We start from the raw sequence: 26,877 nt of genomic DNA on the forward strand, positions 1-26,877 counted from the left end.
TAATGGTGGAATGAAAAAGAGGAGTATTAATATAATTAGATGATTAAAAGAATTATATAAAAGGATAAATGAAAAGAAGCCGGAAAATATGGCTTCTTGAATTGTTTTTGTTTATAAATTTATATATTCTAAATTCAAAATTCAAAACCGTTTTGTATTCTTTTTAGATCGGCTTTTACCATCATGGAGCAGAGTTCGTCTAAATTTGTTTTAGCTTGCCAGTTTAAAGCAGTTTTAGCTTTTGATGCGTCGCCTATAAGCAAATCAACTTCAGCCGGACGGAAAAATTTAGGATTTACTTTTACCAATATATTTCCTTGCTTATCTCTAGCTACTTCATTCTCTCCGCTTCCTTCAAATGTAAGTGGAATATCTAGAGCTTCAAAGCTCATTTTTACGAAATCTCTTACTGTAGTTGTTTTATTAGATGCTAAAACAAATGTATCTGCATTTGTATGTTGCAATATGGCATACATTCCTTCTACATAATCTTTAGCATATCCCCAGTCGCGTTTGGCATCTAGGTTGCCTAATTCTAAGCAATCAACTTTTTTTAGAGCGATTTTAGCTGCTGTATTTGTGATCTTTCTAGTCACAAATTCCAGCCCCCTTAAAGGACTTTCATGGTTAAATAATATTCCGCAGCTAGCGAATATATCATAACTTTCACGATAATTTATAGTCATAAAATGACCATATAACTTAGCTACTCCATAAGGAGAGCGTGGATAAAATGGTGTTTTTTCTGTTTGCGGTATGGTTTGAACCTTGCCAAACATCTCTGATGTTCCTGCTTGATAGAATTTTATAGATTTATTTGTTAGTCTTATAGCTTCTAAAAGGTTTAAAACCGCTATGCCAGATGCGTATGATGTGTGCAGTGGTTCATTAAAGCTTATACCTACAAAGCTTTGTGCGGCAAGGTTATAAATTTCATCTGGTTTTGATGTTTTGATAGCATTGATACAGCTTACAGGATCTGTTATGTCTAGTTCTATAAGGCTAAATTGCGGTTCATTCGTTAAATTTAGCTCATTTAGTCTCCATAAATTTGTGCTTGCTGCTCTTCTAAAACCTCCGTATACTTTATATCCTAGATCTAGAAGATATCTTGATAAGTATGCTCCGTCTTGTCCTGTAACGCCTGTAATAAGTACTGTTTTCATAATAATCCTTTTGTTTGGTTTATAAAATTTTTATCATTTCTAATTGCTAGTATGATTTTATAATATCTATTAGCTAGAGTTTGCCAGTTTGTTTCATTTAGCCATTTTTGTCTATTCTCTAAAACAATTTTAGTTTGATCATTTGAGAATCCATTATAAGCTTCGTTTAACAAATCTACTATATTATCTATTTTAAATCCTTTTATTTGAAATGTCATATCTCTTAACTCATCAAAAATTGTACTAGGAGATACGGCTACTATTTTGGAGCAACACATACAAGACCTTGCTGCGGCACTGCTACTTTCATCCGTAATTCCATACGGAAGCACTATAATATCGCATTTTGATAGCTTATTTTGCACTATATCATCATCTAAAAAGTCTGTTTGCCATTCTATTTTATCTTCTATTGCACTGTTGTCTATGATTGATTTGCATAGTTTATATTCGGATAAAGATAACGGATGATCTGATCTAAGAGAGCTTAAGCAAACCAACTTTGTTAACGGATGATCTTTTTCAAATTTAATAAACGCTTTTAATAGATTGCTGACTCCTTTATGAGGAAATAGAAATCCAAAAAAGCCTATTGTAAATTCTTTATTGATATTTTTTTCTTTTTGATTTTCACTTATATCTTGTTTAACGATTCCTTGAGGAAACAGGGTAACATTATCAACTATACCGATTGATTTTAGGTTGTTTAAATCATCTATGGAGTGTACAAAAACTCTATCGAAAAGAAAAAGGGTATCTGAAACATCTTTTTTAATACTATCATCCATATATAGATATTGTTTTGTAGAATGCAGAGTTATAAGGGTTGTTTTGCCTATGTTGTTTAGTGATTTTATTAAATTTGCAAAGCTTTTATCTAAATCAAAAAATGCTATATGGTATTGAAACCATACGACGTCACTGTTGTTAAATGAAGCTACGGACCAATTTCGTTTGTCTATCTTTTGATAATCATTATCTAAAGAGTCTGACCATGATAGTATTTTTATATCTGTAATTTTTGATAATTCACTACATAAATATTTTGAATATCCAGCTATACCGCATCTTACCCCCCCCACGTGCTTACTATAGATATATTATAGTTTTTTTGTAATGGCTCATATGATTTTAATGCAGATATAGATGAGATAAAGTTATTTACAGCATTTTTTCCAAAAAACATTTTTTCCAAACTATTTTTTAACACGCTAGTTTTTTGAAATAGTTCATCTTTCGGCATTTTGGATATTTTTAAAATTTGCTCTTTTAGGCTTTTTACGCTCGGATTTGCCCATACGGAATAAGACGAACTTACATGCGATTCAGATTTTGCATAGTTAAAGTCTATATAGTTTGCAAAACTATCTAAAAAGTCTGTATGTGCGCTATATCCAGTAGCAATGATCGGTTTTTGAGATATGGCTCCTTCTATTGCTGGATAGTTTAGTCCTTCGCCTCTAGTAGGTAAAACAATGATATCTGCTTCTTCATATAGTTTTAAAATCTTATCTTGGCTTAATTCGTCGAATATTATATTTACTCTATTTTGATATTTTTTATCTACTAATGAGTTAAGTAGTTGTTTTATATTATTATGTGGGTTATAAAATGTTTTTATGGTAAGAGTGAATTTAAATTCATTGTTTTTGCAAAGTTCATTGAATGCGCAAAGCAGTATATCTGCACCTTTTCTAGGAAAACATGATGATATATGAAATAACTTTATATCTTTATGAAATACTGTTGGATTTTTAGTCTTGAACTCTATTATCGGTATATTTACAACCTTTATAGTGGTAGTACAACCATTGTCTATAAGAACTTTTTTTATAAAATACGATGATACTATTATAGCGTTATAGTTTGCATTTAATTCGTCTATGGTATTTTGTGGAATTTTAGACTCTTCCCAAAAAAATAGGGCTATGCAAAAGCTATTTTTATCGGTATTTTTTATCAGAGGATAGTGATGATATATTGTTATATCGCTATTTGTTGTTTTTATAAATTTATTTAAGTACGGATCGTCTGATTTTAACTCTTTTTGTTCTTCGTACGGCGATACAGAGATATCTAAATTTGAAAAATCATCAAGAGATTTCAATATATTTTTATTTACGATAGCCAAACTATAGCTACCTTTAAAATGTCCTATGATAGATATTGAGCTGAAAGTTTGTATTATCTTATCAGTCTGTTTTAATTTTAAATTTAATAATCTATCATCTGATATCCTATAATCAATAAATTTAATAATTTTACCTTGATTTTGTGCAATAAACTCATTTTTACCATATAGTCTTAGTTTCTGGACGGCAGGGTTTAGAGCAGGGAAGGTAGATAGCATTTTTTTAATAGATTTTTTTAATATTAAATTGCTTTTTATTGTAGATTCTAATTTGTTTATAGTTTTTTTGTTTATTTCTCTTATTATCCGTCTTGGCCTACTATTTGGGGTAAATAGTATCCACGATTTAGCTCCTAGTATAAACCAGTGGTAAAAATAATAGCATTTCTTTATCGGTTGTAATATTTTTTGCAGCTCTTCGTTTTCTTTTTTAAGGTATGTTATATCTGATTGCAATTTATCTACTAAATCAAATTTAGCATAACAAGAGTCAAATTTATCAAATACATCATCAAAGCTGATTCCATAGTTTATATTAAATAGCGCATCTAGTTTTTTATTATCTTTTTTTTGTGCTATTAAAGCATAATCTGGACTTGTCAGTAATACTAAATCTTTTACATTTTGTTTGGGAGTAGTTTCGTTTAATCTAGCTACTTTTATCTTTTCAAATCCACAATACGCAGTAAGATTTACTAACAATTCCATAGGTAAAGGATGGATATGTGTAGGATCAAGATAAAAACCGTTTGTAGCTACATATATATTTTCAGGGTTTGGGGTTTCTAGTATCAAAATTCCGTTATCTTTTAATATTCTTAAGCTCTCTTTTATAATATTTTCTAATAAACCAAATTCTAAATGTTCTGCTATTTGAAATCCTGTTATGGCATCTACTGAGTTATTTTTATGCTCTTTTAATGCGGTTAAAGCATCTTTTAGCATAACATTTAAGCCTTTTTCTTTAGCGCCTTTTATCATCTGTTCATCGATATCATATCCTGTCGCTTTTATATTGTTCATAATTAAAAGCTCTATAAATTCTCCTCGTCCACAACCTATATCTATGACTTCTAGTTCATTATCTTGTTTTATGGCTTTTAAAAATGGAATATAAAAATTAAGCCTATTTTGTATATTTTCACTACTTCCGCGTAAATTATCTTCTAAATATTTATAAAAATCACTCACTTATCTATCCTTAAATTTGGCTCTAAAAACACACAGCCGTTAAAATATGGATATAATGTGTTTTTTACATTTATTATTAATATATTATCACTCCATTCGTAGTTTTGTTCCAAATGACTATCACCGGAGTGAAGAGCGGCCGAGAATGAGTATGAACCAGATCCTAAGTTTAATTTAAAATCAAAAGAGTAATTTAAAATCTCACCTTTTTTTAAATTTACTAAAGTCTTACCTAAGTGGTGCGTATTTGTACCATACATAGTAAGTCCGAATCTATCTTTTATGATAAATCCAAGAACTAGATCATCTATATCTTTGTTTATTTTAATTTGTAGTTTAAGAGTTATTGATTCACAAGTTTCTAGATCCGATGTTTTAACACCTTTATGATTTATAATATAAGCGTCTATGATATTTGCATCTTTACTGCCTGAGGTAGTTTTGATTTTTCCGTTACTTAACTTTTGTTGGACGATGTGATTGCTTTGTTTTTTAGATATCATGGCATTATAAAAGTCTAAAACAACATCAGGCGTATCATCTTTTAAAATTTGACCCTTGTCCAATAGTATGGCTCTTTGGCATATTGATTGTATAGCCATAAGATCGTGTGATACAATAAGCAAAGTAGTCCCCGCTTTGCTAAATTCTCGTATTTTACTAAAACTTTTATGTTGAAAATATATATCTCCTACAGATAAAGCTTCATCTATTATCAAAATTTCAGGTCTTTTTGCAGTAACTATAGCAAAGGCTAATCGCATCTGCATACCGCTGCTGTATAATCTAACCGGTTTATCAAAATATTCACCAATTTCGGCAAAATCTTCTATATATGATATAACTTCATCTATCTCTTTTTTTCTATAACCCATAAGTCCTGCTGAATGATATGCGTTTTGTCTTCCTGTAAGCTCGCCGCTAAATCCCATTCCAAGTTCTAATATAGATGATATTTTACCATTGATTGTGATATTCGCAGATGTTGGTTTTAATGTACCTGTAATTATTTTTAGCAGAGTGCTTTTACCGGCTCCATTTTGACCTATCAAACCTACTGTTTGTCCGGAATGTATTTCAAAATTTATATCTTTTAATATAGATATATCGCGTGAAGAGTTATGTTTTAGTCCAAACCAAGTAACAATGCGAGATATGTTGCTTTCATAGCTTTTATAAATTTTATTTAGAGATTCTACTTTTAATGCTATCATAATACGTCTGCCATTTCTTCGTCTGCTTTATTGTATATAAATATAGCTAAGCAAGCCACACATACAGTTAGTAAAAATGGGTATAAAAGAGTACCTAGATCTGGCGCTTTATTGTACAATATGATCTGGTGATATCCTTCTGCTATAGATGTTAAGGGATTTATATATATAAATTTATAGTATTTTTGAGGTAGTATATTTATCATATATACTATAGGAGTAAACCAAAATAAAAATTGTATCGCTATAGACATAATCTGCGATACGTCTCTTACAAATACATTTATAATACCAAAAAGCATACCTCCGCTAAGAGCTAAAAGTATTGTTAAAATTGCTAGTAACGGTATATATATTAAATTTATTCCTATATCGTGACCTAAAAATAAAAATACAATTATCATTGTTAAAAAAAATATAATATTGTTTATAATTGCCGTTCCAGATGCAATTATCGGTAAACATAGTTTTGGAAACGGTATTTTTTTTATTATATTTGCATTTGAAACGAATACGTCTACGCATCTTAAAAATATTTCATTAAAAAGTGACCAAAAAAGCATTCCGGCTATAAGATATATTGCATATGAATATTTATTATCGATTCCAGGTAGCTTAGAAGACAGTACCGAAGATAATACGATAGCATACATTAAAACCTGCATTAATGGATTTATTATTATCCATAACCCACCAAGTTTACTTCTAGTAAATCGTGAGATAAAATCTGTTTTTATGGATGAGCATATAAAGTATTTATATGTCCAAATTTCCAGTATCTGTTTCATACTTTATTAGACTTTATTTGTTTGTAATATATTTGATATTTATTCAAAACATCCCCATAATTTTCAAATTTATGGTGATTTTACTATAAAAGAGATTAAAATCAGATAATAACTATGGATATAAATATATTGAGATTAAAAGAAATACTTACTGAAAAAGCTTGTTTAATTTTATTTTACAAGTTTAGGTAGTTTATGGTATAATAAATTTAAAGATTTCTGAAGGTTTAAATTTGAAAAAAGCGTTGGTTTGTGACTGGTTGGATAAATATAGCGGAGCTGAAAGATGTGTAGAAAGCTTCACTGATATTTGGAATGATTTTGATATTTTTTCGCTTGTGGATTTTTTAAATGATACGGATAGAAGCGTCATTTTAAAGGGCAAAAAAGCATCTGTTAGTTTTATACAAAATTTACCTTTTTCAAAATCTAAATTTAGAAATTATCTACCATTTTTTCCTTATGCTATCGAGCAGTTTGATTTAAATGAATATGATCTTGTGCTATCTAGTTCGCATTGCGTAGCAAAAGGAATTTTAACAAATCACAAACAATTTCATATCTGCTATATGCATACTCCTATAAGGTATGCGTGGGATATGTATCATTCGTATTTAAATGAACATAAGCTTAATAGCGGACTTAAAGCGATGCTTGTAAAATGGTTTTTGTATCGTATTAGAATGTGGGATTATGTAAGCGCAAATAGAGCCGATAAAATCATTGCAAACTCTAAATTTATAGCTTCTAGGATAGAGAAAATTTACTCAAGAAAAGCAGATGTTATATATCCGCCCGTAGATACGGATAGTTTTACGTTAAATAGCGATAAAGATGACTATTACGTTACTTGCTCAAGGTTGGTAGCCTATAAAAAAGTTGACGTTATAATAAGGGCTTTTAACAAAAACGGTAAAAAATTAGTAGTGATAGGCGATGGCGAGGAGATGCAAAATTTAAAAGTTTTAGCCAAAAAAAATATTGAATTAGTTGGTTTTCAAAGCAGCCAAAACTTAAAGCAGTATTTACAAGGTGCAAGAGCGTTTGTATTTGCCGCCGTAGAGGACTTTGGTATTAGCGTAGTAGAGGCGATGGCGTGCGGTACTCCTGTTATAGCATTAAAAAAAGGAGGAGCTTGTGAAAGCGTAGAAGAGGGCGTTTGCGGTAATTTATTTTGCGAACAAAACGAGGATAGTTTAAACGCAGCTATAGTAGAATTTGAAAAAAATATAGATAAATTTGATCCAAATTTGATAAGACAAAATGCACTTAAATTTTCAAAAGATAAATTTAAAAAATCTATAAACGAGTATGTAAATAATGAATACGAAAAATTTAAAAACGGGTAAGCTAAAAAGCTTCATAGCCTCATCTTTTCTGGTTTTAAGTGATGCTTCGGTAATTTATTTATCGCTTATTTTAGCTAGTTATTTAGTAAATTTGTTTAGCGGTGAAAGTGTTTATATAGGTAGTTTATATGTTTTTTATGCTATTAATATTTTACTATTTTTTTATAGCCAACTATATACGAAAAGATTTGATTTTTGGCACGAAAGTAGAGTAGCTTTGCGTAACTGTTTTTTCGGCGCGGCTATTATTTTGTTTGTTTTGACAAGCTCAAACTTAGATTTTCCAAGACCTGTTTTTGTACTTAGTTTTTTGTTTATGGTGTTTTTTTTACCCATTAGTAAATTTATACTAAAAAGAGTTTTATATCACACTGGATTATGGAAAAAACCGGCTAGAATTATGGGACAAAGCGGCGAATTCGAAGAGTCTGTTTTTGAAAATCACTATTTAGGTTATATAAAATCGGACAAAGATTACGAAACGCTTTTTGTATGTAGCAATGGATTAAACGCTGTTATGCTAAATAAAATAGTCGAGCAAAATTTAAAAAATCATAGAGAGATTATATTTACTCCGGTTTTAAAAGAGTATGATTTTTCTTGCTCTACTATATATAGTATATTTAACTCGAGAACTAGCCTTTTTAGCATAGAAAACTCGCTTTTAAATCCTATAAATGCGCTGCTTAAAATGCTGCTTGATTTTATAATTTTTATTATTTTATTACCTATTTTTTCTATCGTTTTAGGAGTTATTGTTTTGGCTATGAAAATAGCAGAGCCCCATGAAAAGGTATTTTTTGCACAAAATAGACTCGGTAAAGACGGTAAAATATTTAAATGTTTCAAGCTTAGAACTATGAAAAGCGATCAAAGTTTTATGGATGAGTTTTTGAAAAATAATCCGGATGAGGTCGCTTATTACGCCAAATATCATAAATTTAAAAACGACCCTCGAATTACAAAAATAGGAGCTTTTTTGCGTGCTACTTCACTTGATGAGCTGCCTCAGCTTTTTAATGTTATTAAATTTGAAATGAGCGTTGTAGGACCTAGACCGTATATGATCAATGAACGCCATCAAATGGGCAAGGATCGTTATCTTATACTTGCTTTAAGACCGGGAATCACCGGACTTTGGCAAGTAAGCGGTAGAAGCGATACGGATTTTGAAACTAGGGTAAAGCTTGATGTATGGTATGTAAAAAATTGGTCATTATATAATGATATCATTATACTTATAAAAACGTTTAAAAGCGTTATTTTAAGAAGCGGTGCTAAATAGTTTTTACATCCACTCTAATACTTGAGATATCTCTTTTGCTACAAATATTTTTAATTTTGAGTCTTCTATCGGTTTGTTTGGAGCAACTACGTTTTTAAATTTTTGCATACTAGCCTCTTTTAGCCTTGTATCAAGATTGAAAATCTCTCTTATTTCGCCGTTTAAACTCAGTTCTCCTATAAATAAACTCTCTTTGCTGATAGGCCTGTTTCTAAAACTTGATATTATAGCCGCTACTACCGCTAGATCACAAGCAGTTTCGTTTATCTTTACGCCGCCAGTTACGTTTATAAATACGTCATAATGCCCAAGCGGAATTTCAAGTTTTCGCTCTAATAAAGCAAGTATCATATCAAGGCGATTTTTATCAAATCCGGTTGAACTTCTTTTTGGATAGTTGCTTTCACAGACTAGAGCTTGAATTTCTACTATGAGTGCGCGACTTCCTTCCATGGTGACGGTTATGGCAGATCCGCTTATAGCAATTCCTCTTGTAAAAAATTTACTGGTAGCATCTTTAGAGCTAATTAGTCCTGAACTTTTCATCTCGAATATTCCAACTTCGCTAGTAGAACCAAATCTATTTTTAAATCCACGCAGCATTCTAAGCTCCGTGCTATTATCTCCTTCAAAATATAGCACTACATCAACCATATGTTCAAGTATTCTTGGTCCTGCTATCGAACCTTCTTTTGTGATATGACCTATTATAAAAACAGATATATCCTCTCTTTTTGCAAGACGCATAAGCTCAAAGGTGATTTCGCGTATTTGCGAGATTGATCCGGGGGCAGAAGTGATTTTATCGCTATATAAAGTTTGTATAGAGTCTATTATCAATACTTTGTACTCTTTTTTCGATATTTCAGCCAAAATAGAATCCAGATTTATCTCTGTTAAAAGATATAAATTTTCACTATTTGCATCTAGTCTGTTAGCTCTAAGCTTGATCTGAGTGGAGCTTTCTTCTCCACTTACGTATAGTACTTTTTCACCGCTATTTGCTAAATTTGAACCGATTTTTAAAAGAAGGGTTGATTTGCCTATTCCCGGACTTCCGCCTATTAATACTAATGAGCCATTTACTACTCCGCCTCCTAAAACAAGATCAAGTTCGGCGTCGCCTGTGCTTTGACGTGAAATTTTTTCTATTTCTATCTGTGTTATAGGTTTTGCATTCGCAGTACTAACAGATGGTTTTGAAATTTCTTTTATAGCTTTTATCTGTTCACTACTAAGCTCTACAAAACTTTCCCAAGCACCGCACCCAGGGCATTTACCCATCCATTTGCTTTGTTGATTTCCGCACGCCTCGCACTCAAATATTGTTTTAACTTTTGCCATTATTTATCCAAGTATATGGCGTCACATATAGTATCTACAAACTCTTTTGCATCAAATTTAATAAGATCTTCCATGCGCTCACCAACGCCTATATATAATATAGGAAGCTCGAGCTCTCTTGCTACGCCAAATAGTGCTCCGCCTTTTGAAGTGCCGTCTAATTTTGTTATTATAACTCCGTCTATTTTAACTATATCGTTAAAAGCTTTTGCTTGAGCGACTCCGGCACTGCCTTGTGTACTATCAAGAACTAGAATTTTTTGATGCGGAGCGCCCTCAAATGCTTTATTTGATATTCTAACTATTTTTTCTAGTTCGCTTGCTAAATTTTTTTGGTTTTGAAGTCTTCCTGCAGTATCTATTATCGCGTAATCATATCTTTTAGCGACTGCCGAGCTAATAGTATCAAAAGCTACTGCTGCAGGATCATGTCCTTGAGATGAGGCTATTATAGGCACGTCTAATTTGTTTGCCCAGAGTTTTATCTGTTCTACGGCTCCTGCCCTAAATGTATCACTAGCACCTAAAAGTACACTTTTGCCGCTAGTTTTATATAAATTTGCAAGTTTTGCTATAGTTGTTGTTTTTCCAGCTCCATTAACTCCGATTATCATTTGAATAAATGGTTTTGCTTCGATTTTTTTGTTATCATATAAAAAATAAGTCTGCATAACTCTAGTCAAATCATCTTTGCTTACTATATCTTTTGGAGGCAGGTAGTAGATTATTTCTTCAGTGATTTCATATGGTACGTCGGCTTCTAGTAGTAGCTCTTCGAGAATATCTTTTGTTATTTTTTTGTCTTGTGGTCTATTGGAGGCAACTGCGTTTATAGTTTTTTCTAAACCCTTTTTTAGAAATCCAAACATTATAAAATTACCTTTTTCACATCAGATTCTAACATCTCCAAAGGAACCATTCCAGTGTATGCATTTGCATACTTTCCATCTGGATAATACAGCACCATAAAAGGTATCCCGACAACTCCTCCAAGAGCTTTAGCAAAAAAGTAATTATTGTCGCCGTAAGCTATATCGTAATTTATATTGTACATTTTGATAAATTCTTTAATCTCGTCATTAGTTCTATCTTCCATTAAAACGCCAACTACTCTTAGATTTTTTTCAAATTTATCTTGTAAATTTACAAGATACGGTATTTCTGCTTTGCAAGGAGGACACCAAGTCGCAAAAAATGCAAATAAAACAGCTTTGTTGTTGTCTTCTATATCAAAGCCTTTTTGATTTCTTTGCATATATAAAGTTTCTCCGCTATTTAAAGATAGTGAAAATGCTCTGCTATAATCTTCACCTATAACTGCACTGCTGCTTCCTTCCATCGCTGTTTCTTCGTTTTTTCCTTCTTTGCTACATCCGTATGCAAAGATAAGTAAAAATGCTATAATTAAGCTTCTTGATTTCATATGGTTTCCTAAAGGGTCAAAATGAGATTATATTATACAAAAAGTTTATAAAATGGTCGTTAAATTTGAAAAAAGTAGTTATAGAAAATTTGCAAAAGAGAAATTGAGAAAAATTATTAAATTTAGAGCAAAATCTTTTAGCTATAAAATCAACAATGAACTTTTAAATTTAATAAAGCATCTTAAAGTGCGTAATGTGCTTATTTTTACGCCTCTTGCATATGAACCAGATCTGTTGAAACTAAGACGAAAACTATCTAAAAATCATAATATCTTTATCCCTTTTATGGTAGATAAAAGTTTAAAAATGGTAAAATTGAGACTGCCTTTTAAAATATCTAAATTTAATGTTAAAGAGGCAAACAATTCAAATGCTTTTTTAAAAAGTATTGATCTAGCTGTTATTCCTGTGGTTGGGGTTGACGGAAATATGGCTAGGATAGGACACGGAATGGGGTATTACGATAGATTTTTTGCTGAGCTTTCATATACGCCTATAACTGTTTTTGTCCAAATAGAGGATTTTTATATTAAAGAAAAAATTTGCAGTTTACACGATATAACGTGTGATTTTTATATAACCCCTACAAAAAAATATATTAAAAAGGTTAGTTATGATAGAAGTTGTAGTAGGGATCGGCGCTGGACTCATCGGGATCGGCGCTGGATATCTTGTGGCTAAAAAGATAAATGATGCAAATTATAGTATCTTTTTAGAACAGGCAAAAGCAAAAGCAAAAGCCATAGAATTTGAAGCTGAAAGTATCTTAAAAGATGCTAAAGTTAAGGTAAATGAGGCTGAGTTTGAAGCTAAAAAACGTTATGAAGAAAAAGGCAGTAGACTTCAAAAGGAGTATAATCAAAAGCTAGATGATATCTCTAAAAAAGAGCATGCTATTTTAAATGAACAAGAAATTTTAAAAAATAGCAAAGACGAGTTAGAAAAATCTCAAAATCAAGCAAAAACTCTTTATGAGGAGGGTTTGAACTTGAAAATTGCATATCAAGATAAACTTAGCGAAACTTTGAAAGTACTAGAACATGTAGCAGGTCTCACTGAAGATGAGGCTAAAAATATGGTTTTAAGAAAAGTAGAAGAAAAAAGCAGAGCCGAAATAGCACATATCGTTAGAAAATACGAAGAAGAAGCGAAAAAAGAAGCGAAAAAAAGAGCAAATTATATATTAGCTCAAGCTACTAGCAGATATGCAGGAGAGTTTGCAGCTGAACGTTTAATAAATGTTGTAAATATCAAAAATGATGAGCTTAAAGGTCGTATTATAGGAAAAGAGGGCAGAAATATCAAAACTCTTGAAATGGTGCTTGGAGTAGATGTTATTATAGACGATACTCCTCATGCTATTATTTTGTCGAGTTTTAATCTATATAGACGAGCGATAGCTACTAGAGTGATTGAACTTTTGGTTGAAGATGGAAGAATTCAACCTGCAAGAATAGAAGAAATTCATAAAAAAGTCTGTGATGAGTTTGAAGCAAGTATACTTGAAGAAGGTGAAAACATTCTTATAGATCTTGGTATTAGCAAAGTTCATCCGGAAATTGTTAAATTGATAGGAAAACTTAAATTTAGAGCTAGTTATGGCCAAAATGCACTTGCTCATAGTCTCGAAGTTGCACATTTATCTGGCATTATAGCAGCAGAGACCGGCGGAGATGAAAAGTTGGCAAAAAGAGCCGGAATTTTACATGATATAGGAAAAGCTTTAACTCATGAATATGAAGGAAGTCATGTTGATTTAGGAGCCGAAATTTGCAAACGCTATAAAGAGCATCCGGTTGTCATAAATGCTATTTATGCTCACCATGGACATGAAGAGGCTTTAAGTGTAGAATGTGCCGCAGTATGTGCAGCGGATGCACTTTCTGCAGCACGTCCCGGAGCTAGAAGAGAAGTTCTTGAGAGCTTCTTAAAAAGAGTAGAAGAGATAGAATCGATAGCAATAAGCAAAGAAGGAATAAAAGGTGCTTACGCTATAAATGCTGGTCGAGAGATAAGAGTTATAGCAAATGCAAAGCTTGTAAATGACGATGAAGCGGTACTTTTAGCAAAAGAGATAGCTGAAGAAATTCAAGATAAAATTCAGTATCCGGGTGAAATAAAAGTAAATGTTATCAGAGAGCTTAGAGCTATAGAATTTGCTAAATAAATAGGAGTAAATTTGAAAAAAATATTTTTAGGTATAGTTTTTTGTTTTAGTATATTATTTGCAAATGATGAACTTTTGCTAGATAGTGCAAATGCCTATAAGGTAGTTTTGCAAACAAATAGCGTACCTTCTGCTCAACTAATAGAAAAATCAAGCGCCATACTAGTTTTTCCTAAATTTGTAAAAGCGGGATTTATACTAGGCGCAACAGTCGGGCGCGGCGTTATGATGGTAAAACAGAGTGATGGCTGGATGCCTATCGGTGTAAAAATAGGAGGCGCAAGTCTTGGTTTGCAAGCAGGTTATGAGAGTAGTTATTTAGTTATTTACGTACTTAAAAAAAGCATTATTCAAGATATCAAAGATACTAAATTTACAGTAGGAGCCGATGCTTCTATCAGTTTTATGGATAGCGGGGCAAATAGAGGAAAAATGAGTGATTTCACGTTCTCAAACGATATGTATGCGTATTCAAATAATAGCGGATTTTTTGCCGGAGCAAAACTTGGCGGTTCGGTTATAACTTTAGACGATAGATCTAAATTTGATATAAATTCTTACGGATTTAACGCTTTGATAGAAGCATTTATGAACTAAGGTTTTATATGCAAGAGATGTTAAATAGCCTATCGGCTTATGGATATATAATTTTGTTTTTTTATACTCTTGGAGGAGGCATGGTAGCGATCATAGCTGCCGGGCTTCTTAGTTATGCTGGGAAACTAGATCTTACTACTTGTATAGTTATCGCTGCTATTTCAAATTTTATTGGTGATAGTATACTTTTTTATCTTGGTAGATATAATAAGCAAGCTATTTTGCCGTATTTTAAATCGCATAAAAGAAAGTTAGCTTTAGCTCAAATTTTATTTAAAAAATACGGAGATAAGATAATTTTCATTAAAAAATACATTTATGGATTAAAAACTCTAGTTCCTTTAGCTATCGGGCTTACAAAATATAGTATGAAAAAATTTAGCATTATAAATGCTATTTGTTCTATATTATGGGCAGTTTCTCTAGGACTTCTTAGCTATTTAGCAGGCGATCTCGTAAGTAGACTTGCTAATTATTTTGGCGATAGCGTGTTCTTCTTCCCTGTTTTGATGGTAGTTTTGCTTGGTATTATCTGGATATATTTTAGTTTTGCGACTAAAAAAAGGAACAAAATATGAGAAAAATCATATATATTTTATTAGCTGTTTTAACTCTGTGTTTAATTTTTCAATTTTATGTTTGCAACTATGCCAAATCTATGTCAAATATGATTCTAGACTCGCTTAAACAAAATCAAAATGTAGTTATTTCAAATATAAACCAAAGTAATGGTATTTTTAGCCAGAATTTATCATTTGATTTAGATACTAAAGATCTATTTTTGAGTAGTATTTCTAAAGAAAATAATGAAAGTTTAAAGATAAATGTAAATTTTAAAAGCAGTTATTTTCTATTTTCTATTTTAAACGGTATTGATATAAACGGTACTGTTGAGGTGATAAATCCTATTGATAAAAAAATTATTTCCGAAATTTTTGGTATGAATAAACCTATTTTGATATCTGCAAACACTGGATTAAAAAGTTCAAATTTAGATTTTAAACTCCAAATACTTCCTATGAATTTTCAAGATGAATATAGTCGGCTTATTAGTGATAAAATCATTTTTGATGTAAGTTTAAACGGCAATAAAATCAGTAAAATATCATTTTTCGGAGATGATATAAAATTTTCACAAAGCGGACTTTTTGTTCAGCTTTTAAATTTAGAATACTCTATAAGTTATCCGAGCGAAATAAATTTTGCCGATTTTGATAAGTATGGTATATTTGATAATAATTCTAAATTAAACTTGTCTAAAGTATTGGTAAATTCAGGACTCATCGGTTTTAATATAGACGATATTTCTATTATTAGTAATTTAAAAACCAATAATGGTATTTTTGATTCAAATTTAAATTTAGATATAAAATCGCTAGATAGTAGCGGTTTGAGTTTAAATAATATTAATTTAATTACCAGCGTAAGCTCGATAGATATGGAAGCTTGTCGGTATATTATAGAAGCCGCAACAAACAATAGCTCGATATCCGATATAGAAAATAAACTATTAGATATAGTTAAACGAGATCCAAAATTTGATATAACTAATTTTAGTTTTGAGAGCAAAGACGGAGATAAATTTGCGTTTGATTTTTCATTTTGGTTTGATAATGCACGAAATATGATAAAACCAAAAGATATTTTAAATTATTCAAATTTCACCGGAAATTTAATTACTACAAATAGGTTATCTAGCGTATCTCCATGGCTTTTAATGACGAAATCTTATGAAGATTATCTTATAGAAAACGGTATTTTGATTGAGTCTGGAAATGGCTATAAAGCAGATTTTGAGCTAAGCAAAAATAAAGATGATATAATATTTAACAGTTTAGTGCCTTTGAACTCGGTACTTCGTTGATATTTGTTGGGATTCGTCCCACCCCCCCCCACTTTTTTCATCTCTCTCAAATTTACTCATAATTTTAAGCCTCCTTTAAGCACTACTCTTGTATAATTCCAACTCACGAAACGGGAAAGACCTTTTAACTCTTCTAGTTAGAAATCCTTTTTATTTTCGATGTTTTTTAAATTTATAAATGTTAAACTATTTTTATAGTCAATCTTTGAAATCTAAACAAGTGATCGATTGAGCCAGAACTAATTTTAAAGTTAGTTCTATATTAGTATAGAGTAATTATATTATCTTTATACTTATTAATATATAAAAACATTAAAAAGTTTTTTAGATTAAAAACTTCATAATCATTAATTATCTAAAGATCTGTTTTAGCTCTAAGCTAAAACATTAAATTTAGATTGCTTTTGCAATCTTTGTCTTTAGTATTACTTCTTAAGTTTAGCTTGCTAAACTGCTAGAGAAGATTTTTTTATGGAGAGTTTGATCCTGGCTCAGAGTGAACGCTGGCGGCGTGCCTAATACATGCAAGTCGAACGGAGTATTAAGAGAGCTTGCTCTTTTAATACTTAGTGGCGCACGGGTGAGTAATGTATAGTTAATCTGCCCTACACTGGAGGACAACAGTTAGAAATGACTGCTAATACTCCATACTCCTTCTTAACATAAGTTAAGTCGGGAAAGTTTTTCGGTGTAGGATGAGACTATATTGTATCAGCTAGTTGGTAAGGTAATGGCTTACCAAGGCTTTGACGCATAACTGGTCTGAGAGGATGATCAGTCACACTGGAACTGAGACACGGTCCAGACTCCTACGGGAGGCAGCAGTAGGGAATATTGCTCAATGGGGGAAACCCTGAAGCAGCAACGCCGCGTGGAGGATGACACTTTTCGGAGCGTAAACTCCTTTTGTTAGGGAAGAACCATGACGGTACCTAACGAATAAGCACCGGCTAACTCCGTGCCAGCAGCCGCGGTAATACGGAGGGTGCAAGCGTTACTCGGAATCACTGGGCGTAAAGGACGCGTAGGCGGATTATCAAGTCTTTTGTGAAATCTAACAGCTTAACTGTTAAACTGCTTGAGAAACTGATAATCTAGAGTGAGGGAGAGGCAGATGGAATTGGTGGTGTAGGGGTAAAATCCGTAGAGATCACCAGGAATACCCATTGCGAAGGCGATCTGCTGGAACTCAACTGACGCTAATGCGTGAAAGCGTGGGGAGCAAACAGGATTAGATACCCTGGTAGTCCACGCTCTAAACGATGTATACTAGTTGTTGCTGTGCTAGTCACGGCAGTAATGCACCTAACGGATTAAGTATACCGCCTGGGGAGTACGGTCGCAAGATTAAAACTCAAAGGAATAGACGGGGACCCGCACAAGCGGTGGAGCATGTGGTTTAATTCGAAGATACGCGAAGAACCTTACCTGGGCTTGATATCCAACTAATCTCTTAGAGATAAGAGAGTGCTAGCTTGCTAGAAAGTTGAGACAGGTGCTGCACGGCTGTCGTCAGCTCGTGTCGTGAGATGTTGGGTTAAGTCCCGCAACGAGCGCAACCCACGTATTTAGTTGCTAACAGTTCGGCTGAGCACTCTAAATAGACTGCCTTCGCAAGGAGGAGGAAGGTGTGGACGACGTCAAGTCATCATGGCCCTTATGCCCAGGGCGACACACGTGCTACAATGGCATATACAATGAGATGCAATATCGCGAGATGGAGCAAATCTATAAAATATGTCCCAGTTCGGATTGGAGTCTGCAACTCGACTCCATGAAGCCGGAATCGCTAGTAATCGTAGATCAGCCATGCTACGGTGAATACGTTCCCGGGTCTTGTACTCACCGCCCGTCACACCATGGGAGTTGATTTCACTCGAAGTCGGAATGCTAAACTAGCTACCGCCCACAGTGGAATCAGCGACTGGGGTGAAGTCGTAACAAGGTAACCGTAGGAGAACCTGCGGTTGGATCACCTCCTTTCTAGAGTACAATACTAGTAAGTCTCACAGCTACTAGTAAAAGAAAGATACGATAGCTCAATCACACTTGTTTAGGTTTGAGGGATTGACATGGGGAATTAGCTCAGCTGGGAGAGCGCCTGCTTTGCACGCAGGAGGTCAGCGGTTCGATCCCGCTATTCTCCACCATAGTTTAATATTATAAAAGTTTAATTAGAAAGCTTGATTTTTATATTTAAACTTTCTCATTAGACTTTAGTCTAAACGTTATTTAAAATATCATTGTTAAAAGTCACAATCAAGTTTTAATAAAATAAAACAATTTTACAGGACTTGTTGAAGCTTTAAATATAGACTAATTTTAGCAAGTAATTAATCACCAAATCTGTTATCCCAATAACTACAATAGATTAATTATTAAATTTAACATCACAAGCTATTGAGCTTTTAAAACTTACTTAATAGTAGTTAATGCTTTCCGTCTTATAAATCTATATTTAAATATTGTAAAACAAACATAATATTTAAGCTTTTAAATTTAATAATTTATTATCTTATATATCTGTTTTATCTTTAACAAGGAAGTGATGCAAATTAGAATAATAATCTAAACAAAAATATAAAAACTTCTCAATTCCGAAATACCAAATTTAGTATTTAAGTTTGTCTTTAAGGCAAATGAACACAATATTTTATTGTGTTGTATTTTAGGCGGTTGGGGGAGTGCTTGCACTTCCCATCGGAACAAGAGCTTTGCTCTTGCGAGAAGACTAAAAAAGGTAAGCTACTAAGAGCAAATGGTGGATGCCTTGGCTAGTAGAGGCGATGAAAGACGTGCCAGGCTGCGATAAGTCTCGGGGAGCCGTCAAGGGGCTTTGATCCGGGAATTTCTGAATGGGGCAACCCAGTATATAGTGATATATACTACCGCAATGCGGAGCTAACGTTGGGAATTGAAACATCTTAGTACCAACAGGAAAAGAAATCAAAAGAGATTACGCTAGTAGCGGCGAGCGAACGCGTAAGAGGGCAAACCGTTAGTTTACTAACGGGGTTGTAGGACTGCAACATAGACTTAAACAAACTAATAGAATAACCTGGAAAGGTTGACCATAGAGGGTGATAGTCCCGTATATGAAAGTGCGTTTATACTTAGCAGTATCCTGAGTAGGGCGGGACACGTGAAATCCTGTCTGAAGCTGGGGAGACCACTCTCCAACCCTAAATACTACTACTAGACCGATAGTGCACAAGTACCGTGAGGGAAAGGTGAAAAGAACTGAGGTGATCAGAGTGAAATAGAACCTGAAACCATTTGCTTACAATCATTCAGAGCACGATTCTTTATGACGTGTGATGGACTGCCTTTTGCATAATGAGCCTGCGAGTTGTGGTGTCTGGCGAGGTTAAGGAAACCCGGAGCCGTAGCGAAAGCGAGTCTTAATAGGGCGTATAGTCAGATGCTGCAGACCCGAAACGATGTGATCTATCCATGAGCAGGTTGAAACTGGTGTAAGAGCCAGCGGAGGACCGAACAGACGGCCGTTGAAAAGGCTCCTGATGACTTGTGGATAGGGGTGAAAGGCCAATCAAACATCGTGATAGCTGGTTCTCTCCGAAATATATTTAGGTATAGCGTTGTGTCGTAATTATAAGGGGTAGAGCACTGAATGGGCTAGGGCATATACCAATGTACCAAACCCTATCAAACTCCGAATACTTATAACGTAATCACAGCAGTCAGGCGGCGAGTGATAAAATCCGTCGTCAAGAGGGGAACAACCCAGACTAACAGCTAAGGTCCCTAAATCTCATTTAAGTGGAAAACGATGTGGAGTTACTGAAACAACCAGGAGGTTGGCTTAGAAGCAGCCATCCTTTAAAGAAAGCGTAATAGCTCACTGGTCTAGTGATTCTGCGCGGAAAATATAACGGGGCTAAAATGAGTACCGAAGCTTTAGACTTGCACTTAATTCTAATTATAAATTTGGCTATGAGCTTTTAAGTTATATTTCTCATAATTTAATTGCACTCATATAAATTAAATTATGAGAAAATAGTTTAGCTAAAATAATTAGAAGTAATTAGAATTAAGTGCAAGTGGTAGGAGAGCGTTCTATTCAGCGTTGAAGGTATACCGGTAAGGAGTGCTGGAGCGGATAGAAGTGAGCATGCAGGCATGAGTAGCGATAATTGATGTGAGAATCATCAACGCCGAAAACCCAAGGTTTCCTACGCGATGCTCGTCATCGTAGGGTTAGTCGGGTCCTAAGCAAAGTCCGAAAGGGGTATGCGATGGAAAATTGGTTAATATTCCAATACCAATTATTATGTGCGATGGAAGGACGCTTAAAGTTAGTGGAGCTAGCGGATGGAAGTGCTAGTCTAAGGGTGTAGGTTGAGTTATAGGCAAATCCGTAACTCTTTATCCGAGACCTAAAAGGCTCATGACGCTCTTCGGAGTAGATTGAGAATCCATGATACTATCGAGCCAAGAAAAGTTTCTAAGTTTAGTAATAATTGCCCGTACCGTAAACCGACACAGGTGGGTGGGATGAGTATTCTAAGGCGCGTGGAAGAACTCTCTTTAAGGAACTCTGCAAAATAGCACCGTATCTTCGGTATAAGGTGTGCCTAACTTTGTATTAAGATTCACTCCCAAAGCAAAGAAGGTTACAACAAAGAGTCCCTCCCGACTGTTTACCATAAACACAGCACTCTGCTAACACGTAAGTGGATGTATAGGGTGTGACGCCTGCCCGGTGCTCGAAGGTTAATTGATGATGTTAGCTATGCGAAGCATTTGATCGAAGCCCGAGTAAACGGCGGCCGTAACTATAACGGTCCTAAGGTAGCGAAATTCCTTGTCGGTTAAATACCGACCTGCATGAATGGCGTAACGAGATGGGAGCTGTCTCAAAGAGGGATCCAGTGAAATTGTAGTGGAGGTGAAAATTCCTCCTACCCGCGGCAAGACGGAAAGACCCCGTGGACCTTTACTACAGCTTGACACTGCTATTTGGATAAAGATGCGCAGGATAGGTGGGAGGCTTTGATCCATAGACCCTGGTTTATGGTGAGCCATTGTTGAGATACCACTCTTCTTTATTCGAGTAGCTAACTAGCCTAAGTTATCCTTAGGTAGGACAATGTCTGGTGGGTAGTTTGACTGGGGCGGTCGCCTCCCAAAATGTAACGGAGGCTTACAAAGGTTGGCTCAGAACGGTTGGAAATCGTTCGTAGAGTATAAAGGCATAAGCCAGCTTAACTGCAAGACATACACGTCAAGCAGAGACGAAAGTCGGTCTTAGTGATCCGGTGGTTCTGTGTGGAAGGGCCATCGCTCAAAGGATAAAAGGTACCCCGGGGATAACAGGCTGATCTCCCCCAAGAGCTCACATCGACGGGGAGGTTTGGCACCTCGATGTCGGCTCATCGCATCCTGGGGCTGGAGCAGGTCCCAAGGGTATGGCTGTTCGCCATTTAAAGCGGTACGCGAGCTGGGTTCAGAACGTCGTGAGACAGTTCGGTCCCTATCTGCCGTGGGCGTAAGAAGATTGAGGAGAGTTGACCCTAGTACGAGAGGACCGGGTCGAACTAGCCACTGGTGTACCAGTTGTTCTGCCAAGAGCATCGCTGGGTAGCTAAGCTAGGATGAGATAAGAGCTGAAAGCATCTAAGCTCGAAGCCAACTCCAAGATGAATCTTCTTTTAAGAGCTCTAGTAGACTACTAGTTTGATAGGCTGGGTGTGTAATGGATGAAAGTCCTTTAGCTGACCAGTACTAATAGCTCGTTTGCTTATCTTTATATAAGCATCACTTCCTTGTTAAGGATAAATTTGCTTTGTCTTTTTTCTACTATGCGACGTTAGATTACGTTTCAAACTTCGGTCACGAACTTTATGTTCGCTCCTTTGTTTTTACTTATCTGCCTTGCCTAGCGAAAAAAACAGTTAGCAAAAAGTTCAATTAATCTTAGAACTTAAAACGATCCTTGCAAAGAAAATAGTTTTACTCTAGTTAAAACCGAAAAGACTTTTAACGATTATTTAACAAACAGTGTTAAATAAGAGAATAGCTAAACTATTTTTTATTCTTTTATTTAACACTGCCCGTGGCTATACGTGAATAGGAAACGCCTTGCTCCATCTCGAACCAAGAAGCTAAGCTTTTCATGGCCGATGATACTCTCTCTTACTGGGATGTGGAAAAGTAGGTCGCTGCGGGCTTTGTGTTTATGCTTAATTCTTATTATTTAAATCAATCAACTACTTATTATTAATCAAACTATCTATTCTCATTAAAAGTTTTATCAATTAAAAGCTTATTTCTAATGTTTTATGATTGACAAATAACAGATATTAGTTTAATCAATATAAATATTTATGAATTTGGCTAATTGTTGTCGGGTTGATAAGATCTTTATAATTAAATTTAATATAGTTAGTTTATTATTTTATATTATATCATATATTTATATAGATAAATTTTATTAAATTATTAGGTAGTGTTACCATTATACTCTTTATATATATTTTTATCATATTTGCATTACATTTAAGTTTGCTTTTTAGGTTGCTAGCTTATAATGAAATATATTATATTTAAGGAGTTTATTATGAGGTTATTTAGTTTAATAGTTTTACTTGCTAGTTTGGCTTATTGTGCAGTAAATTTAAATACTGCTACTAAAGAGGAGCTTATGGCGCTTCCTGGTATAGGAGAAATTAATGCTAATGCTATAATAGAGTATAGAAAACATACTGAATTTAAAAGCATAGATGAGATAAAAAACATTAAAGGTATAAGCAATAAGAGATTTAATGTTATAAAAGCCGATCTTGCAACTACAGGTAATACAGATATTAATAGTATTAAATCAAAAGCTAATATAAAAGATAAAAAAAGTAAAATATCAAATAAAGATAAAGTAAAAAATACTAATAAAACTAAAAGCAAAACTAAATCCGAAAAAAATAGTGAAGAACTGTAATAAGTAACTAATAATTACAGCTATATTAACTATTAAATTTACTGCTTTATTTTTTAAATGCGGAGTTGAGTAGAGTTTTTTGGGGAGGGTAAAATAAGAAACTATTAATACCCTCTTATTAAAAATATAATAAAGTTTTTTATTTACTTATAATTTAGTAGCTGCAATGTATGATTATAGAATAATTTTATTAAAGGATACTTATGTTTTTTTCTAAAAACAGTTCTATAACAGAAACTGAGTACAAAAATGTAGTAAATGAAAATCTGAAATTGCAAAATGAGAACGAAAGTTTAAAATCAGAACTTAAAAAACTGCAAGATGTTAGTAGCGAAACCATTAAAAATATTGATGCTAAAGAGACGGCACCGAATCTTCTTATAGCTAGTTATGAAGATGGAATGGGATTTTTGCAAGGAACCATGGAAGAAAACCTTAAAATGCTTGAAAATATGAATAATTTGAATAATCAAACATTTTTAAAAACTGAAAAACTCAGAGAACAGACGACTTTGGTTGTTTCATCTATGGAAAATATCCAGCAAATAGGTAGCGGACTTCAAAATGATGCTTCTTCTTTAAATCAAAGTGTGATATCTATAGTTGAAATTATAAATTTAATTAAAGATATATCCGATCAGACAAATTTGCTCGCTCTTAATGCGGCTATTGAAGCAGCTAGAGCAGGAGAGCACGGAAGAGGATTTGCAGTAGTCGCAGATGAAGTTAGAAAACTTGCTGAACGCACACAAAAAGCCACTCAAGAAGTTGAATTAAATATCGGTTCTTTAAAACAAAACTCAAATACGATGATTGATATGAGTCATAAATTTTCTACTTTATCTAATGATGTTATGCAAAGAATTGAGATTTTCCGTGAAAATATAGACAGCGTGAATGAAAATACTCAAAATATACTCAATCAATCTTTAAATATAACAAATGAGATAAATATCAGTAATGGCAAGATTGATCATATAAATTTAAAATTAAGCGGATACAAGGCGATTTTATATAACAAATTTGAAGATATTCCAGATCACACTAGTTGTAGGTTTGGTAAATGGTTTTCTAGTAGCGTAAAAGATCTGTTGTCAAATAATAAAAATGTGATAGAAGAAGTTTCCGAGCATCATCAAAATGTTCATAACGGTCTTTTGAAAGTTATGGATGTAGTTAAAAATGAAAACAATATTAAAGTCGGAATTGAAACGTTAAAAGATGTAGAAAACTCGAGTAAATATGGGTTTGAGATACTTTTGAAAGCAATAAAAGCCGTAAGAAAATAGCATTTTATTTTTAAGCCTTTTTAAATTTAAAATAATTGATAATACAAATATAAGATAGTTTTTAAATTTGAGTTGTATAATTTCATTAAAAAGGTTACGCATGACAAATAGTGAATTATCAAAACTCGATTTAGAACATATATGGCATCCTTGCACTCAGATGAGTGATCATAAGGATTTTCCTATTATACCTATTAAACGTGCAAAAGGCGCGATTTTAACTGATTTTGATGGTAATGAGTATATAGACTGTGTTTCTAGCTGGTGGGTAAATATATTTGGTCATTCAAACGAATATATAAATCAAAAATTAAGTGAACAAACTCAAAATCTTGAACATGTTATAATGGCTGGATTTAGTCACGATGGTATTATAAAACTATCAAAAAGGTTGATAGATCTGCTTCCTTATCCTTTAAATAGATGTTTTTATGGAGATAATGGAAGTAGCGCTATAGAAATTGCTCTTAAAATGAGCTATCATAAAAATATTATAAATGGCAAAAATAAACCTCTTTTTTTAAATTTAAAAAACTCATATCATGGTGAAACTATAGCGGCGCTTAGCGTCGGAGATGTAGAGTTGTATAAAAAAATATATAAAAATATTTTAATAAAAACCATAGTCACCCCCGTACCTTTGAGTTTTAAAGGTCGTGAAGTAAGCGACGATGAGGCGCTTAGCGGTCTAAAAGATATTTTAGAAAGATATGGCAATGAAATTTCCGCATTTGTGCTCGAACCGCTTATTCAGTGCGCAGGAGATATGAATATGTATAGCGCAAATTTTATAAATAAGGCTTGTGTGATGGCAAAAAAATATGATGTTGATATTATATTTGATGAAATTGCTGTTGGTTTTGGCAGAAGCGGAACTATGTTTGCCCTAGAACAGTGTGATGTGGTGCCTGATTTTTTGTGTCTTAGTAAAGGTATAACGGGTGGTTATCTACCTCTTAGCGTTGTTGTTACGAGCGAGAATATTTACGAGCAGTTTTATGATACTTATGAGAGCCAAAAGGCTTTTTTGCACTCTCATAGCTATACTGGAAATGCGTTGGCGTGCGCATGTGCTAATGCTACTTTAGATATTTTTGAAACGCAAAACGTGATAGAAAAAAATATATATCTTTCTAAATTTATAAAAAGCGAATTTGAAACATTGTTAAAATATGACTTTGTCGATAATTTTAGACAAACAGGAATGGTTCTAGCATTTGACCTGATCGGTTTTGAGGGAAAACGAATGGGTTATGAAATTTATAAAAAAGCTTTACAAAAAGGTCTACTGCTTCGCCCGTTGGCAAACACTATATATTTTATGCCGCCATATGTGATAACTCATGATCAAATAAGCTACACGCTTAGCGTTATAGATAATTTATTAAGCGAGCTTAGATAACTTTGTCTTCAGAGCTGCAAAGCTCCTTTAAAAAGCAGTTTTCGCATTGTGGTTTTAAGGCTTTACAGGTATATCTGCCAAATAAAACCATAGCTTGATGAAGAGTGTTTAATTCTGTTTTGAATGCTTTAGTAAGATCGATTTCAGTGGCTTGAGGGGTTTTTGCATCACTTAAATTCAGTCTATGAGATACTCTAAAAACGTGTGTGTCTACTGCCATAAGATTTGCATTTTGGTGTTCTATTAAAACAACGTGAGCCGTTTTTTGACCGACTCCTGCTAACTTTATGAGTTCTTTTTCTTCAAGTGGAATATCGCCTCCAAACTCATCCATAACCGATTTTGCCATTTTTATTAAATTTGCTGCTTTGTTATTAAAAAAACTACAAGAATTTATCAGTAATTTTAGTGAGGCAAGATTTGCTTCAGACAAGCTTTTGATATCTGGATAGGCGTTAAAAAGTTCAGGAGTTATCAAATTTACTCTTTTGTCGGTACATTGAGCCGATAGCATCACGCAGACTAGAAGTTCATAGAGATTTTTAAATTTAAGTTCGCTTTTAGCTCCACTAAAGTTTTGCAAAAATAGTTCTTTAATTTGTTTTATATCTTTTTTTGTTCGCATTTTGGGATTTTAGCTAAAAAAACTAAATTTTAAACAAAATTAACGGGGCTTTTTGATATAATATAACGTTTTTTAATTTTATTTTA

At 33.5% G+C, this 26,877-nt stretch carries 19 protein-coding genes, 1 tRNA gene, 3 rRNA genes and 1 pseudogene; 15 read left to right on the forward strand and 9 right to left on the reverse strand.

Features of this window, described 5'->3' with window-relative positions; genetic code table 11:
• Positions 1 to 134: 134 nt before the first annotated feature.
• Genes gmd through DQN38_RS02455 form a run of 5 tightly spaced genes read right to left on the reverse strand, consistent with a single transcriptional unit; the run spans position 135 to position 6,490 of the window.
• On the reverse strand, positions 135 to 1,166 hold the full coding sequence (gmd, locus tag DQN38_RS02435) for a GDP-mannose 4,6-dehydratase (RefSeq protein WP_065844250.1): 1,032 nt from the start codon (positions 1,164 to 1,166) through the stop codon (positions 135 to 137).
• Positions 1,163 to 2,248: a glycosyltransferase gene (locus tag DQN38_RS02440; RefSeq protein WP_111738161.1), complete on the reverse strand. Its 1,086-nt coding sequence runs from the start codon at positions 2,246 to 2,248 to the stop codon at positions 1,163 to 1,165. Before DQN38_RS02440 ends, gmd begins: the two co-directional genes overlap by 4 nt.
• On the reverse strand, positions 2,236 to 4,488 hold the full coding sequence (locus DQN38_RS02445; RefSeq protein WP_111738162.1) for a methyltransferase domain-containing protein: 2,253 nt from the start codon (positions 4,486 to 4,488) through the stop codon (positions 2,236 to 2,238). Before DQN38_RS02445 ends, DQN38_RS02440 begins: the two co-directional genes overlap by 13 nt.
• A complete protein-coding gene (locus DQN38_RS02450; protein WP_152789374.1) occupies positions 4,485 to 5,702 on the reverse strand; it encodes an ABC transporter ATP-binding protein in 1,218 nt (405 codons plus the stop codon). The genes DQN38_RS02445 and DQN38_RS02450 overlap by 4 nt, the downstream gene beginning before the upstream one ends.
• A complete protein-coding gene (locus DQN38_RS02455) occupies positions 5,699 to 6,490 on the reverse strand; it encodes an ABC transporter permease (protein WP_111738163.1) in 792 nt (263 codons plus the stop codon). Before DQN38_RS02455 ends, DQN38_RS02450 begins: the two co-directional genes overlap by 4 nt.
• 233 nt (positions 6,491 to 6,723) lie before the next feature.
• Here DQN38_RS02455 and DQN38_RS02460 point away from each other — a divergent pair, with 233 nt between their 5' ends.
• Both DQN38_RS02460 and DQN38_RS02465 read left to right on the forward strand, forming a co-directional pair.
• Positions 6,724 to 7,839 (forward strand): glycosyltransferase, encoded by a 1,116-nt coding sequence (locus DQN38_RS02460; protein ID WP_111738164.1) that lies wholly within the window; start codon positions 6,724 to 6,726, stop codon positions 7,837 to 7,839.
• Positions 7,811 to 9,124, forward strand: coding sequence for a sugar transferase (locus DQN38_RS02465; RefSeq protein ID WP_065844151.1), 1,314 nt, complete (start codon positions 7,811 to 7,813; stop codon positions 9,122 to 9,124). Before DQN38_RS02460 ends, DQN38_RS02465 begins: the two co-directional genes overlap by 29 nt.
• A 3-nt stretch (positions 9,125 to 9,127) precedes the next feature.
• Here DQN38_RS02465 and radA read toward each other — a convergent pair whose 3' ends face one another.
• The 3 genes from radA to DQN38_RS02480 are packed head-to-tail and all read right to left on the reverse strand — an operon-like array spanning position 9,128 to position 11,891.
• Positions 9,128 to 10,468 (reverse strand): DNA repair protein RadA, encoded by a 1,341-nt coding sequence (gene radA / locus DQN38_RS02470; protein ID WP_002848822.1) that lies wholly within the window; start codon positions 10,466 to 10,468, stop codon positions 9,128 to 9,130.
• Positions 10,468 to 11,337 (reverse strand): signal recognition particle-docking protein FtsY, encoded by an 870-nt coding sequence (gene ftsY / locus DQN38_RS02475; protein ID WP_065844156.1) that lies wholly within the window; start codon positions 11,335 to 11,337, stop codon positions 10,468 to 10,470. The genes radA and ftsY overlap by 1 nt, the downstream gene beginning before the upstream one ends.
• On the reverse strand, positions 11,337 to 11,891 hold the full coding sequence (locus DQN38_RS02480; RefSeq protein ID WP_002848826.1) for a TlpA family protein disulfide reductase: 555 nt from the start codon (positions 11,889 to 11,891) through the stop codon (positions 11,337 to 11,339). The genes ftsY and DQN38_RS02480 overlap by 1 nt, the downstream gene beginning before the upstream one ends.
• A gap of 52 nt (positions 11,892 to 11,943) precedes the next feature.
• Between DQN38_RS02480 and DQN38_RS02485 the strand changes: the two genes are divergently transcribed.
• The 13 genes and pseudogenes from DQN38_RS02485 to DQN38_RS02540 all read left to right on the forward strand — a co-directional run bounded on the left by DQN38_RS02485 (position 11,944) and on the right by DQN38_RS02540 (position 26,166).
• Complete coding sequence (locus DQN38_RS02485; RefSeq protein WP_038453008.1) at positions 11,944 to 12,573, forward strand: 5-formyltetrahydrofolate cyclo-ligase; 630 nt, start codon at positions 11,944 to 11,946, stop codon at positions 12,571 to 12,573.
• Positions 12,506 to 14,059: a ribonuclease Y gene (rny, locus tag DQN38_RS02490; protein WP_002848839.1), complete on the forward strand. Its 1,554-nt coding sequence runs from the start codon at positions 12,506 to 12,508 to the stop codon at positions 14,057 to 14,059. Before DQN38_RS02485 ends, rny begins: the two co-directional genes overlap by 68 nt.
• A 12-nt stretch (positions 14,060 to 14,071) precedes the next feature.
• On the forward strand, positions 14,072 to 14,656 hold the full coding sequence (locus tag DQN38_RS02495) for a lipid-binding SYLF domain-containing protein (RefSeq protein ID WP_011731848.1): 585 nt from the start codon (positions 14,072 to 14,074) through the stop codon (positions 14,654 to 14,656).
• Positions 14,657 to 14,664: 8 nt separating this feature from the next.
• Entirely contained in the window at positions 14,665 to 15,234 is a 570-nt protein-coding gene (locus DQN38_RS02500) for a DedA family protein (protein WP_038453010.1), read from the forward strand.
• Positions 15,231 to 16,520: a YdgA family protein gene (locus DQN38_RS02505; RefSeq protein WP_111738165.1), complete on the forward strand. Its 1,290-nt coding sequence runs from the start codon at positions 15,231 to 15,233 to the stop codon at positions 16,518 to 16,520. The genes DQN38_RS02500 and DQN38_RS02505 overlap by 4 nt, the downstream gene beginning before the upstream one ends.
• Positions 16,521 to 16,988: 468 nt before the next feature.
• Positions 16,989 to 18,503: ribosomal RNA gene (locus DQN38_RS02510) — 16S ribosomal RNA — on the forward strand.
• A 91-nt stretch (positions 18,504 to 18,594) separates the two neighbouring features.
• A tRNA-Ala gene (locus tag DQN38_RS02515) sits at positions 18,595 to 18,670 on the forward strand.
• Between the two features lie 588 nt (positions 18,671 to 19,258).
• Positions 19,259 to 22,289, forward strand: a 23S ribosomal RNA gene (locus tag DQN38_RS02520).
• A 303-nt stretch (positions 22,290 to 22,592) separates the two neighbouring features.
• Positions 22,593 to 22,711, forward strand: a 5S ribosomal RNA gene (gene rrf, locus DQN38_RS02525).
• Together the 16S, 23S and 5S rRNA genes with 1 tRNA gene alongside form the textbook arrangement of a ribosomal RNA operon.
• Before the next feature lie 389 nt (positions 22,712 to 23,100).
• Positions 23,101 to 23,475: a ComEA family DNA-binding protein gene (locus tag DQN38_RS09240; protein WP_065844094.1), complete on the forward strand. Its 375-nt coding sequence runs from the start codon at positions 23,101 to 23,103 to the stop codon at positions 23,473 to 23,475.
• Positions 23,476 to 24,053: 578 nt separating this feature from the next.
• Positions 24,054 to 24,368, forward strand: a pseudogene (locus tag DQN38_RS09245) (methyl-accepting chemotaxis protein); the annotation flags it as partial.
• The gene (locus DQN38_RS09250; protein ID WP_372683110.1) at positions 24,369 to 24,764 is read left to right on the forward strand and encodes a CZB domain-containing protein; all 396 of its coding nucleotides are present in this window, start codon (positions 24,369 to 24,371) and stop codon (positions 24,762 to 24,764) included.
• 100 nt (positions 24,765 to 24,864) lie between these two features.
• Positions 24,865 to 26,166 (forward strand): adenosylmethionine--8-amino-7-oxononanoate transaminase, encoded by a 1,302-nt coding sequence (locus tag DQN38_RS02540; RefSeq protein ID WP_011731850.1) that lies wholly within the window; start codon positions 24,865 to 24,867, stop codon positions 26,164 to 26,166.
• On the opposite strand, the gene DQN38_RS02545 is transcribed toward DQN38_RS02540, so the two are convergent.
• A complete protein-coding gene (locus tag DQN38_RS02545; RefSeq protein ID WP_002848854.1) occupies positions 26,159 to 26,791 on the reverse strand; it encodes an endonuclease III domain-containing protein in 633 nt (210 codons plus the stop codon). The two genes, DQN38_RS02540 and DQN38_RS02545, sit on opposite strands and share 8 nt — an antisense overlap.
• Positions 26,792 to 26,877: the final 86 nt, after the last annotated feature.

This window comes from Campylobacter fetus subsp. fetus (assembly GCF_900475935.1).
Lineage (GTDB): Bacteria > Campylobacterota > Campylobacteria > Campylobacterales > Campylobacteraceae > Campylobacter > Campylobacter fetus.